General features: G+C 40.1%; 24 protein-coding genes and 3 tRNA genes. 14 read left to right on the top strand and 13 right to left on the bottom strand.

Features of this window, described 5'->3' with window-relative positions; genetic code table 11:
• Positions 1-5: 5 nt before the first annotated feature.
• Together BBP83_RS01665 and BBP83_RS01660 are read right to left on the bottom strand one after the other, a co-directional pair.
• Positions 6-1,283: a tyrosine-type recombinase/integrase gene (locus BBP83_RS01665; RefSeq protein WP_068885674.1), complete on the bottom strand. Its 1,278-nt coding sequence runs from the start codon at positions 1,281-1,283 to the stop codon at positions 6-8.
• Between the two features lie 207 nt (positions 1,284-1,490).
• Positions 1,491-1,581, bottom strand: a tRNA-Ser gene (locus tag BBP83_RS01660).
• A 120-nt stretch (positions 1,582-1,701) separates the two neighbouring features.
• Here BBP83_RS01660 and BBP83_RS01655 point away from each other — a divergent pair.
• The 3 genes from BBP83_RS01655 (at position 1,702) to BBP83_RS01645 (ending at position 5,314) form a co-directional block, all read left to right on the top strand.
• Positions 1,702-3,582, top strand: a complete 1,881-nt coding sequence (locus BBP83_RS01655; RefSeq protein WP_068885673.1) for a potassium transporter Kup — start codon at positions 1,702-1,704, stop codon at positions 3,580-3,582.
• Positions 3,583-3,909: 327 nt separating this feature from the next.
• A complete protein-coding gene (locus tag BBP83_RS01650) occupies positions 3,910-5,004 on the top strand; it encodes a DNA/RNA non-specific endonuclease (RefSeq protein WP_068885672.1) in 1,095 nt (364 codons plus the stop codon).
• A 64-nt stretch (positions 5,005-5,068) separates the two neighbouring features.
• Positions 5,069-5,314: a hypothetical protein gene (locus BBP83_RS01645; RefSeq protein ID WP_068885671.1), complete on the top strand. Its 246-nt coding sequence runs from the start codon at positions 5,069-5,071 to the stop codon at positions 5,312-5,314.
• A 133-nt stretch (positions 5,315-5,447) separates the two neighbouring features.
• On the opposite strand, the gene aqpZ is transcribed toward BBP83_RS01645, so the two are convergent.
• The gene (aqpZ, locus tag BBP83_RS01640; RefSeq protein WP_068885670.1) at positions 5,448-6,137 is read right to left on the bottom strand and encodes an aquaporin Z; all 690 of its coding nucleotides are present in this window, start codon (positions 6,135-6,137) and stop codon (positions 5,448-5,450) included.
• Positions 6,138-6,267: 130 nt separating this feature from the next.
• Entirely contained in the window at positions 6,268-7,266 is a 999-nt protein-coding gene (locus tag BBP83_RS01635; protein ID WP_068885669.1) for an AraC family transcriptional regulator, read from the bottom strand.
• A 109-nt stretch (positions 7,267-7,375) separates the two neighbouring features.
• Between BBP83_RS01635 and BBP83_RS01630 the strand changes: the two genes are divergently transcribed.
• Entirely contained in the window at positions 7,376-7,987 is a 612-nt protein-coding gene (locus BBP83_RS01630; protein WP_068885668.1) for a sterol desaturase family protein, read from the top strand.
• 646 nt (positions 7,988-8,633) lie between these two features.
• On the opposite strand, the gene BBP83_RS01620 is transcribed toward BBP83_RS01630, so the two are convergent.
• Together BBP83_RS01620 and hisF are read right to left on the bottom strand one after the other, a co-directional pair.
• Complete coding sequence (locus BBP83_RS01620) at positions 8,634-9,101, bottom strand: hypothetical protein (protein ID WP_141689938.1); 468 nt, start codon at positions 9,099-9,101, stop codon at positions 8,634-8,636.
• 66 nt (positions 9,102-9,167) lie between these two features.
• Complete coding sequence (gene hisF, locus BBP83_RS01615) at positions 9,168-9,926, bottom strand: imidazole glycerol phosphate synthase subunit HisF (RefSeq protein ID WP_068885665.1); 759 nt, start codon at positions 9,924-9,926, stop codon at positions 9,168-9,170.
• A gap of 113 nt (positions 9,927-10,039) precedes the next feature.
• On the opposite strand from hisF, the gene BBP83_RS01610 reads away from it, so the two are divergent.
• From BBP83_RS01610 to BBP83_RS01600, 3 genes are read left to right on the top strand one after another with little or no spacing between them, the layout of a single operon-like run.
• Positions 10,040-10,990 carry a homoserine kinase gene (locus tag BBP83_RS01610; protein ID WP_068885664.1) on the top strand — a complete coding sequence of 317 codons (951 nt, stop codon included), beginning with the start codon at positions 10,040-10,042 and terminating at the stop codon, positions 10,988-10,990.
• Positions 10,991-11,010: 20 nt separating this feature from the next.
• Positions 11,011-11,637, top strand: a complete 627-nt coding sequence (locus tag BBP83_RS01605; protein WP_068885663.1) for a DUF1294 domain-containing protein — start codon at positions 11,011-11,013, stop codon at positions 11,635-11,637.
• Positions 11,638-11,668: 31 nt separating this feature from the next.
• Complete coding sequence (locus BBP83_RS01600) at positions 11,669-12,064, top strand: DUF4870 family protein (protein WP_068885662.1); 396 nt, start codon at positions 11,669-11,671, stop codon at positions 12,062-12,064.
• Positions 12,065-12,118: 54 nt separating this feature from the next.
• Here the strand turns inward: BBP83_RS01600 and BBP83_RS01595 are convergent, their stop codons facing one another.
• The 6 genes from BBP83_RS01595 to hisB form a co-directional block, all read right to left on the bottom strand.
• The gene (locus tag BBP83_RS01595) at positions 12,119-12,976 is read right to left on the bottom strand and encodes a DMT family transporter (protein ID WP_415502427.1); all 858 of its coding nucleotides are present in this window, start codon (positions 12,974-12,976) and stop codon (positions 12,119-12,121) included.
• 116 nt (positions 12,977-13,092) lie between these two features.
• Positions 13,093-13,824 (bottom strand): 1-(5-phosphoribosyl)-5-[(5-phosphoribosylamino)methylideneamino]imidazole-4-carboxamide isomerase, encoded by a 732-nt coding sequence (gene hisA / locus BBP83_RS01590; RefSeq protein WP_068885660.1) that lies wholly within the window; start codon positions 13,822-13,824, stop codon positions 13,093-13,095.
• Between the two features lie 106 nt (positions 13,825-13,930).
• Positions 13,931-14,557: a 3'-5' exonuclease gene (locus BBP83_RS01585; protein ID WP_068885659.1), complete on the bottom strand. Its 627-nt coding sequence runs from the start codon at positions 14,555-14,557 to the stop codon at positions 13,931-13,933.
• Between the two features lie 102 nt (positions 14,558-14,659).
• Entirely contained in the window at positions 14,660-15,127 is a 468-nt protein-coding gene (locus BBP83_RS01580; protein ID WP_068885658.1) for a DUF805 domain-containing protein, read from the bottom strand.
• Positions 15,128-15,261: 134 nt separating this feature from the next.
• Entirely contained in the window at positions 15,262-15,879 is a 618-nt protein-coding gene (gene hisH / locus BBP83_RS01575; RefSeq protein WP_068885657.1) for an imidazole glycerol phosphate synthase subunit HisH, read from the bottom strand.
• A complete protein-coding gene (gene hisB / locus BBP83_RS01570) occupies positions 15,879-16,472 on the bottom strand; it encodes an imidazoleglycerol-phosphate dehydratase HisB (protein WP_068885656.1) in 594 nt (197 codons plus the stop codon). Before hisB ends, hisH begins: the two co-directional genes overlap by 1 nt.
• 98 nt (positions 16,473-16,570) lie before the next feature.
• Between hisB and BBP83_RS01565 the strand changes: the two genes are divergently transcribed.
• The 7 genes from BBP83_RS01565 to BBP83_RS01530 all read left to right on the top strand — a co-directional run bounded on the left by BBP83_RS01565 (position 16,571) and on the right by BBP83_RS01530 (position 20,392).
• A complete protein-coding gene (locus BBP83_RS01565; protein WP_068885655.1) occupies positions 16,571-16,948 on the top strand; it encodes a GNAT family N-acetyltransferase in 378 nt (125 codons plus the stop codon).
• Between the two features lie 195 nt (positions 16,949-17,143).
• Positions 17,144-17,219 (top strand) — tRNA-Phe (locus BBP83_RS01555).
• 136 nt (positions 17,220-17,355) lie between these two features.
• A tRNA-Phe gene (locus tag BBP83_RS01550) sits at positions 17,356-17,431 on the top strand.
• Positions 17,432-17,633: 202 nt separating this feature from the next.
• Entirely contained in the window at positions 17,634-18,368 is a 735-nt protein-coding gene (locus BBP83_RS01545) for a class I SAM-dependent methyltransferase (protein ID WP_068885950.1), read from the top strand.
• Between the two features lie 138 nt (positions 18,369-18,506).
• A complete protein-coding gene (locus tag BBP83_RS01540; protein ID WP_068885653.1) occupies positions 18,507-19,010 on the top strand; it encodes a hypothetical protein in 504 nt (167 codons plus the stop codon).
• 253 nt (positions 19,011-19,263) lie between these two features.
• Positions 19,264-20,013 carry a hypothetical protein gene (locus tag BBP83_RS01535; protein WP_068885652.1) on the top strand — a complete coding sequence of 250 codons (750 nt, stop codon included), beginning with the start codon at positions 19,264-19,266 and terminating at the stop codon, positions 20,011-20,013.
• Positions 20,014-20,107: 94 nt separating this feature from the next.
• Positions 20,108-20,392 carry a hypothetical protein gene (locus BBP83_RS01530; protein ID WP_068885651.1) on the top strand — a complete coding sequence of 95 codons (285 nt, stop codon included), beginning with the start codon at positions 20,108-20,110 and terminating at the stop codon, positions 20,390-20,392.
• Positions 20,393-20,450: 58 nt separating this feature from the next.
• Here BBP83_RS01530 and BBP83_RS01525 read toward each other — a convergent pair whose 3' ends face one another.
• Positions 20,451-20,897: a hypothetical protein gene (locus BBP83_RS01525; RefSeq protein WP_068885650.1), complete on the bottom strand. Its 447-nt coding sequence runs from the start codon at positions 20,895-20,897 to the stop codon at positions 20,451-20,453.
• Positions 20,898-21,054 lie beyond the last annotated feature (157 nt).

The following is a 21,054-nucleotide window of genomic DNA, read 5'->3' as shown; positions in this document are numbered from 1 at the left end:
TCAGATTAAGCCACGCTATATTTAGTAAATTTGATTAGATTGTCTTCTTGATCAGGTTTAAAGATAGATACATCTCCACCTTGACGTAAAGTGTCCAAATAGTCCGCCCACAATTGCATTAGCTCACGTCTACGGCGTAAAAACTTAGTACGGTTGTAAGCTGTACCATTTGGATCACGTACCGTATGCGCCAATTGGTGCTCAATAATATCGATTCGATATTCGAGTTCTTCACCTAAAATTGTTCGTGCTGTTGCACGAAAGCCATGCGCCGTGTGCTTGCCTTGATAGCCGATTCTATTTAAAGCTTGGCGAACTGTATCTGAACTCATACTTTCATTTGATGTTTTGATACTAGGGAAAACGTATTTTGATGTAGTCCTCATATCTTCAAGTTGCTTCAAAATATCAAAAGCTTGGCGAGATAGTGGGACGATGTGATCTTGGTGAGTTTTGCTTGCACTGAAACAAAGGCGATGATTATCAAAATCAACATGTTCCCAAAGCAATTCACGAATCTCATTAGGGCGTTGGTAAATGTATGCAGATAGCTTTAATGCCATTTCGGTGCGAATACGCGCTCTAGGGTTGTCCGTATGATAACGCCAAATTTTTTGAAGCATTCCTTTTAACTCAGCTTCGTTGACGATTGCATTATGATGCCCTTTGATAGGCTTCGGTAATGTGATGTCATAAGCAGGGTTATAGGTAATCAAGCGCTTCTTAAATGGCAGTTTTAAAACCATTCCCATGATTGATTTGACACGGCGAGCCGACTCAAATGCACCACGTTCTACAAGGCTATTTGTGACATCGTATTCAAGTTGTTCAACGGTCAAGTCTGTAATTGGTTTTTGACCAATAAAAGGTAAAATATCCTTATTTAGCTTTCGAATGGTTTCTCTATCAACTTTACCTTCAAGTTGACGGATTCTCAGCCATTCCGCTGAAAACTTTGCAAAAGTATTCTCAAGTTTCTTTTTTTGCTCATTTCGATGATTGTTACGTTCTTCAGCAGGGTCGATTCCATTAGCAAGTTTACGTTTGGTTTCATCACGTTTGAGACGAGCCTCTTTAAGGCTGATATTGTCTACAGTACCTAAAGCTAAAGTATTGCGCTTTTGAGTAATAGGACGGCGATAATCAAAACGCCAATACTTTGAGCCATTTTTATGAACTAAAAGATATAGTCCACCACCGTCCGTATATTTGTTTGTAATATCTGGGTCGAAGGATAAGTTCTTAATGGTTTTAGCATCAAGCTTGTTAATTTCTTTAGCCATTTGTGAGTCTCATTTGACGGTATAGATTTCAGGAATCACCTGACTCACTCCTTATTATAGTCATCTGCGAGCAGATACCGTCAAAAGTACCGACAAATATGTCGGGATACTACTAGATTATCTCGTAGTGTATAGGCATGAAAAAAGGCTTGAACCCTTTAGATTCAAGCCTTTCACACTACGGTATAGTCCCGTAGAAAACAATTTTGGCGGTGAAAGAGGGATTCGAACCCTCGAAACGCTATAAACGTTTACACACTTTCCAGGCGTGCTCCTTAAGCCACTCGGACACTTCACCATGGCCGAGGATAATACCCAAAAAACATTAGACTGCCAAGCTGAAACAATTGATTTAGAGAAAAACTTTTAGCGTGGTGATATGATTCGCAAAAATACTGTCTAAATTGAAGACAACCCTATGCAAAGTACTGCAAAAAAAGCCGCATTGCCCGCGATCACCCTAGCTGCACTTGGGGTCGTATTTGGAGATATTGGAACCAGTCCGCTTTATGCGTTACGCCAATGTTTTCTGACCGCACATCTTGCAATATCAGAAGCATCTGTTTTAGGCATTCTGTCCCTTATTTTTTGGTGCATGATGCTGACCGTCAGCTTTAAATACGTCACAATTATTATGCGAGCAGACAACGATGGCGAGGGCGGAATTATGTCCTTACTGGCACTCAATCTGCGAACCACACTCATCAGTGACAATAAGAAAATTTATCTCATTGCACTGGGGTTCATTGGTGCATCACTATTTTTTGGTGACGGAATTATTACCCCTGCAATTTCAGTGCTTTCTGCAATTGAAGGTCTCAGTATTGCTACGCCAATCTTTAATCAGTGGTTAGAGCCTTTATCTATAGGGATTATTACTGGGCTATTTTTGATACAGCGCCACGGTACAGGCACCATGGGGAAACTCTTTGGGCCATTAACCCTGTTGTGGTTTTTATCCATTGGCGCTTTAGGGCTTTGGAGTATTTTTCAGACTCCGCACGTACTGTTAATGGTTAATCCGTATTGGGCATTAAGTTTTGTCTTTAACCAACCTTATGTGGCATTTTTAACCATGGGTGCCGTGATTTTGACCATGACAGGCGGTGAAGCACTGTACGCCGATATGGGACATTTTGGTCGTCTTCCAATTCGTTTAGCGTGGTTTATTATTGTTCTGCCGTGCTTATTGTTGAATTATGCAGGACAAGGCGCCTTGTTATTGCGTGATGCCGATGCACTCGCCAATCCTTTTTATATGCTTATTCCAGAATGGGCGTTATTTCCAATGATTGGTTTGGCGACGGCTGCTGCGGTTATTGCATCTCAGGCTGTTATTACAGGCGTATTTTCTATGGTCAATCAGGCCATTCAATTACGTTATTTACCGCGTTTAGCGGTACGCCATACCTCCGATGTAGAACGTGGCCAAATTTATTTGCCATTCATTAATTGGGCACTGTATATCTCGGTATTGATTTTAATTCTACTGTTTGAAAATAGTGAGAATTTAGCCAATGCTTATGGGGTTGCCGTCACCATGACCATGTTGTGTGGCACCATATTAATCGCTATTTTGGCCTATGGTTTATGGCGCTGGCCGATGTGGAAAGTTGCATTATTTGCTGTACCATTTTTGCTCCTTGATATGATTTTTGTTGCCTCGACATCGCTTAAAATTTTATCAGGTGGATGGGTGCCAATTTTAATTGGTGCAGTGTTGTTCACTATTTTAATGACATGGAAAGATGGCCGTGCATTGGTGTTAAAGCGTCTTGAAAAAGATTCATTGCCAATCGATTTATTTATTAAAAGTATTAGCATGGGCACTGAAACCAAGTTCGTTCCAGGCGATGCTGTCTTTTTGACTGGCACACCCAATATTGTGCCACATGCCATGCTTCACAATATTAAGCACAACAAAGTCCTACATGAACGCAATATCATGGTCACGGTGATTACACGTGATATTCCGTTTGTTCCGTCACAAGAACGCAGTAGTGTTGAAAAATTGGATGTCCGTTTTTATCGTATTACCTTGTATTACGGTTTTAAAGATCAGCCGAATATTCCGCAAGCATTGGAAGCCGCTTATGCTGAACTTGGTTTTGAATATGATTTAATGCAGATTAGTTTCTTCATCTCGCGTGACCGCATTATGCATACCTTGGGTGAGGGCATGTCGCCGTGGCGTGAAAAGCTATTTATTTCCATGCAGCGCAATACCAGTCCAGTCAGTGATTTCTATCAAATTCCAACCAATCGTGTGGTGGAGTTAGGCAGTCAAATTGAAATTTAAGTAGCACGATTAATCTGTTCACTATAAAAAACCAGAGCATGTCTCTGGTTTTTTTTATACAGATAAATTGAATCACTCAAAATTGATTGAGCAGTGAAATCTACAGATACGTTCAGAACGTGCTTGAATGGTCTTATTCATTGCTAAATTCAGGTGTGGCGCCCACTGCGCTGTCGATCAGCGTGACATTAGGTTACACTGACTGCTGTATTGTTAGACAATTTTTGATGCTTTGTTGACCAAAGCAAAGAATGTTCCATATACTTCGTAGAATGTGCTTGCTAAGCTCGTGAAAAATAGTCCTTTTTAAATGAAATGTTGTAAATAATGGCAAGAAAGAAACGCAGTTCAGTCAACGCCTTGACCCAATTGTTTAATCGAAATGGCGTCAAAATGGTTTTAGGTTTAGTGGCTACGGGAAGTTTTGCCTTTGCATTTGGACAAGAAAAAATTCAGCAGTTTGTTTCTTCGGCAACGCCATCAAATTCGGCATGTCTCGATCAGTTTTATCGCGATGTCCCGCCATATTTAATGAAAGAGAGCCTGAATAAGCACAGTTATCCGTTGTGTTTTAATGGTTTTAATGTGATGTATTCAGGTGTTTCTAAAACCCCACTTTGGGTAGCAGAAGCCCTGACACCGACTCGCCTGAGCCAAAAAATTCCGCGTGAAGACAGCTTCCATGAAGAAACCCGTGTGAATACATCACATCGTGCATTATTGTCAGATTACCGCGCTTCAGGCTATGACCGTGGGCACATGGCCCCAAATGCCGATATGCCAACCAAAGTATCTCAATTTGACAGTTTTTCATTGGCCAATATGGTGCCACAAGCACCCAAAAATAATCAGCAAGTGTGGCGTGAGCTAGAAGAAGCGACGCGGGCTATTGTGACCAAGCAGAAGTTGGATGTTTATTTGGTCACAGGGCCTGTTTTTGCTTCTAAGAAGCTCAAGACAATTGGTAAAGGCGTGATTGTGCCAACCGCAACCTATAAAGCGGTGTATATCCCTAAAACAGGGGCTGCTGGCGCATATTACGCACCCAATGATAATTCTTTACAGGTGAAAGTGGTCAGTATTTGCTATTTAGAAGAGCAATTGAGCATTAATTTATTTCCACAACTGAGCGAAGAACAAAAGCGCAATACGTATCAGCTACCGTTGAAAGCCACGGCGGTAAAAGCCAACAAACCCATTGAATATGCAAACTGGGATGCAGAAAGCCAATGTGCTGAAGATGTCGAAAACAGCAAGTTACAAGCCATGCAAAAGCAGTTTAGTCGCTCTGGTGGTTCAACTACAGATACGGCACAAACGAAACCCAATGCGGGTGCTGTTGTAGACGCAAATACGCAAGATGCCATTGTGAAGCAATTAATTGAATCCTTATTGCAATATATTTTGCAGTTGTTGAAATAATCTGCCTGCTTTAGGATAAGTTGAATCTCTATTTGAAGATAATAATAAGATGAGTGAGGAATGTATGTTTAAACCTTATATGAATGACACAGAATCTCATGCAATTCATGACTTAACTGTAGAAAATTCAACTGATTGCATTAATCTTTATGGGAATTTACAGCTGACTAAAGATCAGGTGGGATTAAAGGCGGCCAAAGCACTACAAGCCCTATTGAATGAGGTGGTGCGTAGTTTGGAAAGTGAAACGGATTTACCTGAAATTGTCATGAGAGCCGAGGCTGGAGAAGTGGAAAATCCATTTCTTTAAGACGCAAGATATATAGCGTATAGGCTTTTAAAAAGCCTGTTATTGAATATCAGACATGATATCTAATAAAAAGTCAGTCCAGTTTTTTCTGGACTGACTTTTATCTAAACCCTAAAAAAGGCATTGTTGCGTTTTATTGACTTTCTTTTGCTATAAATTTATAAATCAGTGCACCTAAGACTGCTCCAATAATCGGTGCGACCCAAAATAACCACAATTGGCTTAATGCTGCGGTTTCTGCAAAGAATGCCACGCCTGTACTTCGTGCAGGATTCACAGAAGTATTAGTCACTGGAATACTAATTAAATGAATTAAGGTTAAAGCCAAGCCAATGGCAAGGGGAGCAAAACCGACAGGAGCACGCTGATCTGTTGCACCCATAATAATCATGAGGAACATTGCTGTGAGCACGACTTCAATGATCAGTGCAGAACCGAGCGAATACTTCCCTGGTGATAATTCGCCAAAACCATTACTGGCAAAACCACCTGTACCTGCAAAACCAGCCTGACCACTGACAACGAAGTACAACACCAAAGCCGCCAAAACAGCACCAATAATTTGGGCAATAATATAGGGAATAAGGTCTTTAGTATTGAAGCGTCCACCCACCCATAAGCCAATGCTTACGGCAGGGTTAAAATGTCCACCAGAAATATGGCCCAGTGCATAAGCACCTGTTAATACGGTTAGACCAAAGGCCAATGCCACACCAACAAAACCGATACCCAGTTCAGGAAATGCGGCTGCAAGTACTGCGCTACCACAGCCACCGAGGACCAGCCAGAAAGTCCCAATTAATTCTGCAAGATATTTATTCATACACTCTCCTAGAGCGATTTGTTTTATGATTTATTTTTATTCACATGAATTTGTGAAATTTAAGGTAATATTATTGTTTATAAAATAATCAGAATAATGTCATATTACAAAAAAAAATACGAAAAATTTATTATAGCTTACATTGTCGCCACTGTTGTGGTGTCTGTTGGAGCCATTGTTTAAAGGCACGTTGAAAGGCACTTTGCTCCGAATAACCCAATAAAAGAGCAATTTCCTGTAAGCTTAAATGCGGGTCGCGTAAATACTCTTGAGCCATCATGCAGCGAACCTCTTGCATCCGTTGCTGATAAGTTGTGCCTTGTTGTTGTAAATGCCGTTGCAGTTGTCGTATTGAAAGGTTGAGTTGACTGGCAATATGTTCAATTTGGAAGCGGTTTTTTTGTAGGCCAGTTAAAATAGCCTGCTGCAAGCGCTGATCAGTTTGGGTGCTATGTGGCAGTTTTTCCAATAAAGCATGTGCTTGTTGCATCAGTAAATGTTGTAAGGTTTGATCACTTTGCAAGAATGGTTTGGAGAGTTCCTGAACAGCCATCAATACCTGTGAACATGGTTGAGAAAAACGTACTTTACAGCGAAAAAATTGTTCATAGAGCGCTATATTTTTGGGCGCTGGATATTGAAAATGAACTTCATGCAGGCAAATATCTTTAAAATCGATAAAGTGTTTTAAAAAACCCACCATTAATGCAATTGCAATTTCATCGGTAATTTGTGTGGTCATATTAGGTGGTAAATCTGACCAGCGAATAGAGATAATTTCGCCATGGGCTGCCACATGCAGAGGGCCACCATCATAAATTAATCGATGAAAATCATGATAACGGTGCAAGGCTTCGCCTAAGTTTTCACAAGACATTGCAATATAGGCAATAATGCCCAAATGCTTGGGTTGCACTAATGCTGCAATTTTCAAACCTAAAGCAGGCTGTTGCAATTGAGTATCCAACGCCATCAATAAATCACGCCAAAGGGTGTAATCAAATCGTTCCAAGTTTTGGACTTGAAGCAGTTTTTCTGGAATGGCTAGTTCTTGCGCCTGATAATAGGCATATAACAAGTGACCGAGCCCACCATAAACTGAACCTGTGTAATCCTTGAGTGCTTGCATTTTTTATTCTGGAGTTTTGTCGCAATTTGTCAATCATATTGGAAAATAGGGTCAAGATCTAGTCTTAAGCACGCGCTATATTGTGCTTAAGATCAGGGAGGATACACAAATGTGGAAAGGTTTTTTAGCAGGTTTGGTTGTTGCAAATGGTTTTGAATGGTTTGCGCATAAATATATTCTCCATGGAACGCATCGCGCTGGAAAGTCGCGTTATAGCCCTGTACCCGACAGTATGAAATCGCATTGGGAACATCATCGTGAAGTGCGTAAAACGGACTTTTTAGATTATGGTTATGTCGAAGGCGTGAGCAATTGGCGGACGAAGAATGAGATTGTTTCTTTGGCTGTGGTTGCAGGTGTATTCGGTACTTTATTTTATCCTGTATCAAAGGGTATGAGTCTGTCGGTGGTATACAGTGCCTGCAATTATTATTACATTCACCGCAGAGCGCATTTAGAACCAGAGTGGGCCATGAAAAAAATTCCATGGCACTATGACCATCATATGAACTCCAATCAAGATGCCAATTGGTGTGTGACCAAGCCATGGTTTGATTATGTCTTGGGAACGCGGGTCATTTCATCAGCAGATTTACAGGAACAAAACCCTTTAGGTATTGCATTGCCTCAGTTTATTTCAGAGCGTTTAACACAGGCGGTGAATAAAGTCCGCCCTGCCAAATGGGTCGAACAAAAGCTCAAAATTGCTGAAAAAGTGTAGTTCGATGAGCTTTGTACTTGAGGACTAAAAAGATGTAAAAATGGGTTTGCATCAAAATGTTGTCGCATTTGGTCAATAATCTATATTTATGCTGTCAATATTTAGGTTCAAATGTCTTTTATAGTTAAAGCATCAAAGATTTCAAAACTCCTTGATCAAGTGTTTTGTATATTTCATGAGTCATTTAAATCACTGAGCGCTGTAATTTTTCTTGGTTTACAGGAGTCGAAAGACTCCTTTTTTTTTGTCTGCTATTTTTGTGTAGATGGATATTTTATTTTAGGTCTAGCAATGTGAATGCCATCAAAATATAGCGACCCTGCTCATCTTGATATTGTGGCGAAAACTGTAAACAAATTTGATCCTTCGATTTTATGGTTTTTAGTTCAGGAAATTGTTGTTTGGCTCGAAGGCTATTGCTAAATAAAAATCCCTGATGATCATTCTGAAAATAGAATGCTTTTTCTTTAATAATGCTTTGCCGAGTTTGTTGTTCAACCTCAGCCCATTCAAAGATTCCGCAATAACGAATTTGTTCAGGTGAGGTTATGGGTGATTGGATTTTATTTTTGAAAAACTGACCGTGATAAAGAACAGCAATAGTCCCTAAATTATTAAAATTTTACTTAAGTTTTCCATTATGTACTTAATACGCTGGAGGTTTAGGGTTAAATTGCAGGTCAGTTAATAGATAGTGCTTGTATTGATCTTGCACATTTTGGGCATAGCGAAAACAGACGGCATCTCTTAATTTGAGTTGATTTAACAGTGGCAAACGTTCATGGCTTTTGGTATCGCCATTAAATTCTATAAATTGCCAGTTTTCTGTTCTAAATTTATAAGCCTGCTCTGAGCGACCTTTGCGATAATTAAATGATATTTTTTGCTCTAACCAACCACAGCCGTTTATCTGTGAAGTCGATTGCAAGGCTCTCTTGTGCATAGATAAGCCGTAATAATAGACGTTTCCTATATATCCAATAATTAAAGGAAGACTTATTAATAATATTATACGTTCAATGGTTTTTTGCTGAAGGTTGAAACACAGTTTCAGCATTAAAAAAATGAAAAGTAGAGTCGGTATAGCAATAAATAAAATGTTTTGATGATTCATATTCTTATAGGTATAAAAAAGAGCGCCGAAGCACTCATTTTTAATCAAATAATTTCATGCTGTCAATTATAGACGCATTTCAATGCCTTGGGCTGCAAGATATCGTTTGGCTTCAGGAATGGTGTGCTGACCAAAGTGGAAAATAGAAGCAGCCAGTACTGCATCTGCACCACCTTGTAAAATGCCATCGGCTAAATGTTGTAAACATCCAACACCACCAGACGCAATGGTTGGAATGGTGACACGGTCGTTAATATTGCGCATTAACGCTAAGTCATAGCCCGCTTTGGTGCCATCAGCATCCATAGAAGTAATCAGTAATTCACCTGCGCCAAAGTCAGCCATTTTCACCGCCCATTCAATCGCGTCAATACCAGTTGGCTTGCGACCGCCATGGGTGAAAATTTCCCATTTATTATCGCCCGTTTTTTTTGCGTCAATGGCCACCACAATACATTGTGCGCCAAAGCGTTGCGAAGCTTCTTGTACAAATTCAGGATTATAAATTGCTGCCGAGTTAATACTGACTTTATCTGCGCCTGCATTTAATAATAAGCGAATGTCTTCAACTTTACGCACACCGCCACCAACAGTGAGTGGGACAAATACAGACTCTGCCATACGTTCTACCGTGCGGTAAGTCGTGTCACGGCCATTTGAGGTTGCGGTGATGTCTAGGAAGGTAATTTCATCGGCACCTTGCTCATTATAACGACGAGCCACTTCAACTGGATCACCTGCATCACGAATATCCAGAAATTGAACACCTTTCACTACGCGGCCATTGTCTACGTCTAGGCAGGGGATAATACGTTTAGCAAGCATAATTTTTTCCAATAATTACAGCCGATTATGAAACTCACCCACACAAGCGCTACACCTTGGCAGATTGAAACGGTATTCTATCAAACTTATGTAAGATTTTTCGCAGGTTTTGTATGTCGGTTTATACCACTTTGACTTTAAAGGAAGTTCAGGACTTCACAGCACCATATGGATTAAAGGTGATCGACCTGATTCCCATTCAAGGAGGAATTCAAAATACCAACTATTTTATTGTCTGCGAAAATCGTCAGCAGTATGTTCTAACTATCTTTGAGGACATGGATGAGCAAGGCGCAGGAGAATTGGTTCCTGTTCTTGAACATTTGGGTAAAGCGGATTTAGCTGTACCCGTACCGTTGTCGCATAGTGGTAAAGCCATTCATACTTTAAAAGATAAACCTGCACAAGTTGCCCCACGAATGCAAGGTGAACACCCGATGCCTTCTACCGTTGGGCAGGTTCAAGCCATTGCAACAGCACAGGCTAAAATTCATATGGCGTTGCAAGGTTTTCCACTTCAACGAACGTTTTATCGTGACCATGCTTATTGGCGCCAAGTTTCGCGTGAGATTAAGCCAAATTTAGACGTTGCTGATACGCAGCTGTTAAACACCTTGTTGGGGCTTTACGATGCTTTAACCGAGATGTATCCCAACCGTCCAAAAGGCTTTATTCATTCAGATTTGTTCCGAGACAATACCTTGTTTGAGGGGGACGCGCTGAAAGGGATTTTAGACTTTTATGAGTTGAATCAAGACGAACTTCTTTTTGATATTGCGATTACTTTAAATGATTTCTGTACCGAATATCCTGCTGTCACTTTGAATGAAGAAAAAGCGCTGGCCTTTTTAAATGCCTATGAAAGCGTGCGTCCTTTAACGGCCGATGAGAAGTCGTGTTTAGAGCTGTATTTAGCTATGGCCGCAGGGCGTTTTTGGATGATGCGTTTACAAGTCGCACAAAAGAATATTGCCGAGGGCCGTACGAGTGGCGATATTTTGCAGAAAAACCCAGATGAGATGCGTAATATGTTGATAGAACGCTTAAAATTTGTGACTGCTTAACATAAATATAGGAGAAAAAGATGCGCGATCAAGGGCGTTTAGTAGAATGGTTTGATGATAAAGGCTATGGCTTTATTCAGCCTAGTGACAGCGCCAAAGACCGCGTATTTTTGCATATTAAAGATTTTTCTCGAACTGGCCCGCGCCCAATTGTGGGCTGTGCTTTAGAATATTTAATTATTTTAGATGAACATGGGCGATATCGCGCACAACAAGTGACGTATTTGAAAGCCAGTCAAGTGCAGGCAAAATCGAAAAAAACGAAAGACAATATGGTACGCATGCCCCAGAAAATTTCTCCCATGCAAATTCTTTGTATTGTCTATATTTTGGCTTTGATGGTTTTAAGCATGGTGGGTTTACTCAAGGGCATGGCTTTATTGGCCATAAGTTTAGTCAATGTCGCAACGTATTGGTTTTACGCACAAGATAAAGAAGCGGCGCAATTGGGTAATCGTCGTGTGCCCGAAAATACCTTACATATTTTGGCTTTCTTAGGAGGATGGCCTGCTGCTTGGTTAGCACAACAAAAATTGCGACATAAAACACAAAAACAACCGTTTCGCCAAATTTATTTTTGTACTATAGCTTTTAACATACTTTTGATTTTATGGCTGATTTCGCCATTTAATCCATTTAGAAGCTAAAGGTCTAATAAAATTTAAAGGGGGAATAGACATGAATTATTCAATCGATAAAGACCCAAATCGAAGCTTAACCATTGCGTTGTACGTGTTGTATATTGTGGCCATTTTCACCGCGGGTATATTGGCAGTTGTGGCGTTGATTATTAATTATATAAAATTCAATGACGTCAAAGGTTCTATTTTCGAAAGTCATTTTACTTGGCAAATTCGTACCTTTTGGTGGTATTTATTTTGGAATGTGATGGCTTTCGTTCCCTTTTTCTTTGTGTTTTTTACGGGTGAAAATCCGAATGCATTTGTCGGGGTCGCTTTTGGAGCTTCAGTCTTTTGCGTAGCGGTGATTGGCCTATCATGGGTTTGGATCGTTTACCGTGCAATTAAAGGTTTAATTCGGGTGAATGATAATCAGCCGATGTATCACGAGTGATGCTCTCAGTTTAAAAAAGCAACTTCGGTTGCTTTTTTATTTTGTACCTTATTTTTAAGAAGGCATAGATACCTTCTTTTTTTTCTTCAAAAATTGAGGTCTCCACTCACTGATGATCACCCCAAGTACAATCAGACAACCACCAATTAATGCCAAAGCGGGTAGACGCTCTCCGGCAACACGTCCGATAACAGCCGCCCAAACAGGTTCGCCTGCATAGATAATGGCCGCTTGAGCAGGATCGACCATACGCTGTGCCCAATTCATGACCAATTGAATGATTGCACTGGCTATTCCCAAAGCGCATAGCACGGCAAGTAGAGGCCATTCAAAAGTCGGAAGTTGAGTTTCACCATTGAAAGGGGCAATGATAAAACACAGCAATGAAGCGAAGGCCAGTTGTAACACTGTGACGCGACGTAAATTCACTTTATTTGCAAAATAACTAATGAAGATGATTTCAAAGGCAATTGCAACTGAACCTAAAAGAGTAATCAGTTGTCCGAAATTCAGCTGTATAGCACCAAAGCCATTGCCCGTTAAAAAGACCAAACCCAAGAAGGAAAATATCACACCAAGCCCAGTCATCAAGTGTGGACGGCATTTAAAACACAACCACATCAGGAGGGGAACAAGTGGGACATATAAAGCGGTAAGAAAAGCCGATTCACTGCTACTGATGCTTTGTAGGCCTATTGTTTGGGTGCCGTAACCTAAGGCAATGGTTGTACCAATACAAAAACCGGCAAAGACCTCATAGACATTAAAGCCTTTTAAGTATTTTAAAGACAGCAGACCGATAGCAAAAGCTGCTGTGGCAAAACGCAGTCCGACAAATAGCATGGGTGTACTGAAATTTAGACCATATTGCACTGTCAGAAAGCTAGCACCCCAAATAATGGTAATCAAAATAAGCGCAATTTGTGGGGTTTTGCTTTTAAACTAAGTGGGAGAGAAAGTCATAGGTAGATTTAAAATTGAATCAATAAAAAAGAGGTCCGAAGACCTCTCTAGACTGTCGCCATACTTTAGATGGCTTGGTCATCCCAAAGTGATTGAGCTTCACGAAGGTTGAGTGTGCCTTCGTAAATTGCACGACCTGTAATTGCGCCTAAAATGCCTGGTTGGCCTTTTAAGTTGCGCACGTCATCTAGGTTTGTGACACCACCAGAGGCAATCACAGGCAAACCTGAGTAAGTGGCAAGATTGACAGTTTGTTCAATGTTGACGCCTTGCATCATACCGTCACGGGCAATATCCGTATAAACAATACTAGACACGCCTGCATCTGCAAAGCGCTTCGCTAAATCAACCGCTTTAACATCGGTGACATTGGCCCAGCCATCGGTTGCAACCATGCCGTTGATGGCATCAATACCGACAATAATATGGCCTGCAAATTTTTTACATGCTTCTTCAACAAATGCAGGATCTTGCACTGCTTTAGTACCAATAATCACAAAAGAGACGCCAGCATCTAAATAGTGTTCAATGGTTTCGAGTGAGCGAATACCACCACCAATTTGGATGGGTAATTCAGGTTGTGCACGTGCAATGGCTTCAACCACGGGTTTATGGATAGGCGTACCTGCGAAAGCACCGTTTAAATCAACCAGATGCAAACGACGTGCGCCTTCATTCACCCAGTGCTGTGCAGTTGCAACGGGATCATCAGAAAATACGGTATCGTCTTCCATACGACCTTGTTTTAAACGGACACATTTACCATCTTTCAGGTCAATTGCTGGAATGATCAGCATGTTTGCGCTCCTAGCCAAATCTTATAAAGAATGTATTGTGCGCAATCTTAGCAAAATATTGCTAAATAGCTAAGCATCAAGGGCATTTTTTATTCAGCGTTATTGATTATTTACCTGATGTGTTGGGAGCTAAGCCTAAACGTCGCAATTCTTCAAAAACCAGTACTGGTGCATATGCATCTGCCGTTGCATACGCAATTTGTTGTGGACTTAAATGTTTTTTAGACCAGTTGGAGGTGCTAATACTTTTACTTTTGGGAAAATTCACTTGAAATAGAAGTGCCATAGCATTTTTCAAACCCACAGCATTGTCTAAGCCAAAGGCTTGAAAGCATTTGGAAAGTTCGACTACGCTATTGAGTTCTATGCCTTTTTTTCGAAACAAATGCGCATCATTTTTTAGACCAAAGCCAACTTTTATTTGTGCACGGTTAGCAAGAATAGGTTTTAAAAAGTCCCAAATTTCAGGTTTCATTTGAAACAAATAAGCTTGATCTATTGTGGCAAGTTGGATGAGATGAGGCCCCGTTTGTACTTCTCCTTTATTAAAGGTCGGTTTGGACTCGGTATCAAAACCCAACAGGTAGGCGGTTTTTAATTCCGCTTCAATGGCATGACACTGCTCTAAATTTTGGATGACGTAAATATTTTCGGCTGGCAAATTTTTAAACAGCGGAAAAGTCTGTATGTGTTCTTTACTTGGAAGTGTAGCCGTAATACGAAGATCATTCATGTTGTGTTTACAGGGTGCTTTTCTTGCAGACTAGCGTTTTTAAATTTTAAAGGCAAAATAAAACCTGCTGATTGCAGGTTTTAAATGTTCAAGCAGTACTATTTATTGCCCCATAATAGCAGCACCAATACCACCAACAAATACCAATATTATTAAGATGATATAAAGCCAAGCCAATACACTTTCCCAGCCTGCAGTCGCGCGTGGAGCGCCATAGTTATTACTTTGGGCATCGCCTGGTGCAAAGACTAAATAAAGAGCAATTAGGATGTTGGCAATGGGTACAAAGAGTAAGAGTGATAACCAGCCCGAGTGATTTCGGTCATGCAAACGGCGGATGGCGAAAATGAAAGAGAAATAGAATACTACGAGATAAATAATAATGAGGATAATTACGCCAGAACCAAAATTTCCTGTTTCCATATCCATGAATAGATTTGGAAAAATGGCCATTAAGCCTCCTCCAATAAGGACGGTGACAATAGCGACCAAGCAGTTCCATGCCAAATAGGAAAAACGTCCAAAGCGTCCTGCTGCACTTAAGGCTGAATCATGAGTTGAATTATTCATTATGATGTTCCTATGATTTTTTTAATGAGTTTTAATAGTTGTTTAAATCATAATCGGTTTTGCTTGCAGATTAAAGAATAAATCTCTAATAAATCAAAAGCCCGCATGCTGCGGGCTTTTGAGAGGGAAGATAGTTAAATATTCCATTCCACAAAATTTTTCAGTAACTGTAAGCCAGCGGTGTGACTTTTTTCAGGATGGAACTGGGTTGCAAATAGGTTTTCTTGATGAATTGCTGTGCAAAACTCTAAACCATAATCACAAGTGGCAGCCACCAGACCTGCATTTTTCGGTTCTACATAGTAGCTATGTACAAAGTAAAAGCGCGCATCTTGCTCAATGTCTTTCCACATGGGATGGCTCGGGTCAGCCTGATGCACTTGATTCCAGCCCATATGAGGGACTTTTAGGCCATCTAGATGAGGGAAGTGTTTTACTTCACCTTCAAAAATACCCAACGCGTCTGTACCGCCATTTTCTTCAGAACGTTGCATTAAGGCTTGCATACCCACACAAATGGCTAAAACAGGCTTATTAAAGGCTGCTTTACGCACCACTTCATCAATTCCTGCTTCATGCATACCTTGTATGCAGTCACGCATGGCGCCCACACCAGGAAATACAATTTTGTCTGCTTGCGCAATCAGTTTTGGGTCATTGGTGACATCAACCGTAGCACCGACATATTCTAAAGCTTTGGCTGCCGAATGTAAGTTTCCCATGCCATAATCAAGAAGGGCAATACGGGTCATTACAATGTCCCTTTGGTAGAAGCAACAGTATTGGCAGCACGTGGGTCAATTTCACATGCCATACGAAGAGCACGTGCAAAGGCTTTAAATACGCTTTCAATTTGGTGATGGCTGTTTTTGCCTTTTAAATTGTCGATGTGAAGCGTCATTAAAGCGTGATTCACAAAACCTTGGAAAAATTCAGAGAATAGATCCACATCAAAACGACCAATCATTGAACGGGTAAATGGAATATCCATAAATAAACCCGGACGGCCAGACAAGTCCACCACGACACGGCTTAAAGATTCATCTAATGGTGCATAGAAATGACCATAGCGTTTTAAGCCTTTTTTGTCGCCCAAAGCTTGTGCAAAAGCTTGTCCTAGGGTAATACCACAATCTTCAACAGTGTGATGATCATCAATGTCTAAGTCGCCGTCACAGTGAATATCAATATCAAATAAGCCATGACGCTTGATTTGATCAATCATATGATCTAAAAATGGAACACCAGTGTTTAAAGTACCTTGACCAGAACCATCGAGATTCACACGAACTCGGATTTTGGTTTCGTTGGTGTTTCTTACCACTTCACTGATACGATCGGTCATAGACACGTTCCTCAAATACGTCAAAATGATTGATGTAAAATGTTTTTCGCTGTGACGAAAAAGTCACCGCATATTAGATTGCTCAGGAGGGTTTATCAATGCCTATTACCGTACATGCCTATACTTCTTTGGAAAATGATGAAGTGCGCAACCAACTTAAGCGACTGTATGACACGAGTCCTGAGTTTAGTGACGGTGCAGATGCTATTGAACAACTAGAGCAAAATCTAGCCCAGTATACCTTAGTTTATACCGCAGAATTTAACACAAAATTGATTGGCGCCATTTGGTGCACAGGGCAAGGTGAAAGCAAAACTTTAGAATATATTGTGGTACATCCAGCGAACCGTGGCCGAGGGATTGCAGAAAGATTAGTGAGCGAAGCTTGTCGGATGGAAGAAGACAAAGGGGTAAAAAGCTTTGAACCGGGCTGTGGTGCAATTCATCGCTGCTTAGCGCATTTAGACAAAATTTAAATTAAAGGATGATAAAAAAGCAACCAGAGGGTTGCTTTTTTATGCATGGAAGATTGAAAAAACCGAATAGCACCTTGAGTTTTAAACAAAAAATAAGCAAACACATGATTTTTTGCTGTAAAAATAAACAAATGAAGAGAAAACCAAATCTGATACTTGACGGCATGACGGTTAAATTGTTTAATACGCGACATTGGCGTGATAGCTCAGTCGGTAGAGCAACGGATTGAAAATCCGTGTGTCCCCAGTTCGAACCTGGGTCTCGCCACCATATTTAAAAACTTATTTAAAGTTTCAATCCCTGATTCCCATCAGGGATTTTTTTTGCATAAAAAATATTCAGTCAGAATAAATATTGATAATTTTGATTGACTAATACAGTCAGATACGGCTTAATACACCGCAACGGCGTGATAGCTCAGTCGGTAGAGCAACGGATTGAAAATCCGTGTGTCCCCAGTTCGAACCTGGGTCTCGCCACCATATTCGAAAAAACCTCAAACATTGTTTGAGGTTTTTTTTCGCCTGAAAATTTTGATTGGACATTTGATTGATTATTTCCGCATCTAAAATGCGCGAATGGCCTTATTTAGCGCACCGTATACCCGACGAAAATATACTATTTGTGCTGACCTATTTACAGTTAGGCTAAGTGACATGTTCATTGAAAGGGATGTTTTGTGCCATGAAAGATTTATTCTCTGATAATAGCTTGCTTTATAAGCAGGCTCGCCCAGATTATTCTGATGCGATTCTTCAGGAAATTTTAAAATATAGCTCTGGGCGGGCATTGGCTTGGGACTGTGGTGCAGGTTCGGGGCAGTTTAGCCGTTGGTTAGCCCCCTATTTTCAGCAAGTGATTGCAACTGACCTGAGCGCGGCGCAATTGGCACAGGCCCCAAAATTGGCAAATGTCAGTTATTGCACCGCACCTGCCGAAGTCAGCCCTTTATTAGATGGCAGTGCAGATTTAATTACAGTGGCACAAGCGATTCATTGGTTTGATTTTGACGCTTTTTATGCTGAAGTGCGTCGTGTATTGAAACCGAATGGCTGTCTGGCGGTGATTGGCTATGGCTTGATTGAAGTTGAAAATACAACTTTAAATCAGCTGATTCAGCAACTGTATTTCGAAACACTTAAGGGCTATTGGGATGCAGAGCATCGCTACATTGATGAAATGTACCAAACCATTCCTTTTCCTTTCCAAGAACAGACGGTGTCACCATTGTCGTTGCCGTATTGTTGGTCGAGTCAACAACTGCTGAATTATTTCAATACATGGTCAGGCTTAAAGCATTATATGAAACAGCACGAGTACAGCCCATTGCATCCATTAGAACAATTCTTTGCGACACAGCCAATGCAGACTTATCAGGTTCAATTTCCAGTGTTGCTTAGAATTGGGATATTAGGGTAAAACGCAAGCGTTATCGGTGGGAGAATTAAAGCTAGCCGTTTATCTGACGATAACTGAAAGTGTGATGATTTATTATACAATAATCACTCTCCAATCGTTATTTTTCATCTTTTAGTCTTTAGCATTAGGTACAGTAAAATGAATCTCTCTAAACAGTTCATCTTAATGGCAATGGCTTTGGTTGGAACGACCATGGCGTTCCCTGCTTTTGCCGAAACCGAAGCTGAAAAAGAAGTGGTACGCTTACCTGTTCTGACCGTGTTGGCAGAGCCTGAATTACGCGAAGAAGCGGGTGTTGTACCTTATCAGGAAGAAACTGCGCGTCGTAAGGCCTTACAGCATCGGATGATGCAAATTGAAGCAGGAACGCGTGCAACGGTGATAGACCCAACTGTAGTGGCAAATTTAGATATTTTACCTATAGTGCCTGCGCCGAATTTATCTAATTTACCGCCTTTGCTACAACAGCATGTTTTAGATATTGCGCATGGTTTACAGTCTTCTGACCCACGCAATGGCCTTTATATTATGCTTCAGCCTTTTGGTATAGACCGTAATACGATGAATGTGCAAATCAGCCGTGAACAAATTAATTTAGGTAATATTGACCGTTCTTTACCAAATGGCATGCCACAAAAATAAATGACAAAGTTTTAAATTCAAAAAAACCGCAATCTTAATGCGGTTTTTTTATGTTTTACAGGTTGATTTAACTTTGAGCAGAGTCATTTTGTATTTTAAATTCAAAGTTTTTGCCGATATTTTTTTAAATTCAAACTTTTTAAAACGACAAAAAGAGTTTGAATTTAAAACCTGAACCTTTATGGTTTGTATATTTATTCGCCATTTTGTTGTTTTAGAATTAAACTGTAAAAAACAGGATTCGGAGCCTGATATGCCACGTATCTTTATTATTTTAACAGTTGCCACTGTTTTAGTTTTTGGTGGCATGTTTTATCAATATCGTGTGCAACAAAAAGAAGTCGAGCAGTTGCAGACCTATCAAGTGGTTTTGCTTGAAAAAACCGAGCAAATTTTTGACCAAGCCAAAAATCCTTCCAAGCTCATTCAGGTCGATGTCACAGACCCTCGGCTAGAAGGCGATTATCAAATTATGGCAAATTTTATCTTGACGCAAATGATTCAAAGTGCAGAAGCGCGCAATAGCTATATTCGTGATTTAAAAGCACTACAGTGGGATAAATTTTTAGATATTAATCGCTTGTCGGCAGATAAAAAGAAAAACTATCAGGCAACAGAAAAAATGTTGAAAAATGTCCATGCCGTGGTGGATGCTTATGAACTTAAAACCAAAAAATTTGAAGAAAACAGCTTAGAACAAGCCAAAAATTTACCCATTAAAAGTAAGTATCGGCGCCAGCTCACAGAAAGTTTAAGAGACAGTCAGCAGAGTGATGACGCAAACGCTTTGTTTGAATTAGAAAAGCAAATTTTGGCCAAAGCAGATGCTATTTTTGCGGTACTGAAAAATAATAAATGGGAACAACGTAATAAGATTTTTATGTTTTATGAAGATGAACCTTTACAACAGTTCAATACGCTGTATAAAGAGATTTTGGCCTTGAATAAGCAAATGAAGCAAGTCAGTGTTCAAAATCAAGAGGAGATTGCTGAAAAGTTATAATTGAATATTGTATGCACGTGTCATGAAGTTTTCAAAATTGTATTTTAGAGTAGAAAAGTTACCTCATATTGGCATCAATTAAGCAGGTGAAGTCATGAAAACAGTACGCGCAATGGATGATATTCAGCCAGCCTATTCCGCTTTTTTAGAAAATAATCATTATCCAAAATTAGAAAGCCTAAGTAACTGGGGAAAAAATCGTTTTTTCTTTAGTTTATATTTTAAGCTCATTGAAGATTGGCATTTGACGGAGCAAATTGTCATTGAAATGGATAAACATTTTTATCGTTTAGACACCAGTGAAGCACCCGATTTTTTGGATGAAAAACCCTATTTGGCTTGGCTCAAAGGTGCATTGCTACATCAATATGCAGTTTAATTGGCAGAATTAAAAAAATGCCCCGAAGGACATTTTTAAACGCTGGGCTTAATTAGAATTAAGCAGCACTTTTTTTGAACCAAGAGAAGAAACCTTTTTTCTCTTCAGTTTTTACATCAGCAGTTTGAGCAATTGCTTCGTCTTTAACTTCTGTAACTTGCGCAACAGCAGCATCTTTAGCTTCTACAGTTGTTGTTTCAATCGCTTCAGCTTTCGCAACAATCGCATCTTTAGCATCAGTCGCTTGTGCTACGGTTTCAGTTTTAACTGTTTCTACTTGAGTTGCGACAGCATCTTTTACTTCTGCAACTTTAGCAATTGTTGCTTTTTCAGCATTAGCCGCTTGAGCTTTAACTGCATTTACAGTTGTCGTTTGAACTTGTTCTGCTTGAACTTTTGCAACGTCTGCAATTGTCGCTGTTTGTGGTTGAACAGCAGTGGTTGCCATAGCTGAAGTTGTAGCAGCAACTAAAGCAATTGTCAGAGCAGTTTTAATCGTATTCATGGGTAGCATCCTGAATTTAATGATTAGGTTAAAGTGAACTGACTATGTTAGCGTTTATGAAACAAGAATGAGGGGGATTGCTTGCGAATTGGTCTAATTTTGTGTGAATAATCAACCAAAATTACACAGAGATAACACAATGTTTCAAATGGTTTAC

It is taken from the genome of Acinetobacter celticus (assembly GCF_001707755.1).
GTDB lineage: Bacteria > Pseudomonadota > Gammaproteobacteria > Pseudomonadales > Moraxellaceae > Acinetobacter > Acinetobacter celticus.
The sequence above is the reverse complement of the archived record's forward strand: the minus strand, read 5'-3'. Positions and strand labels throughout refer to the sequence as shown.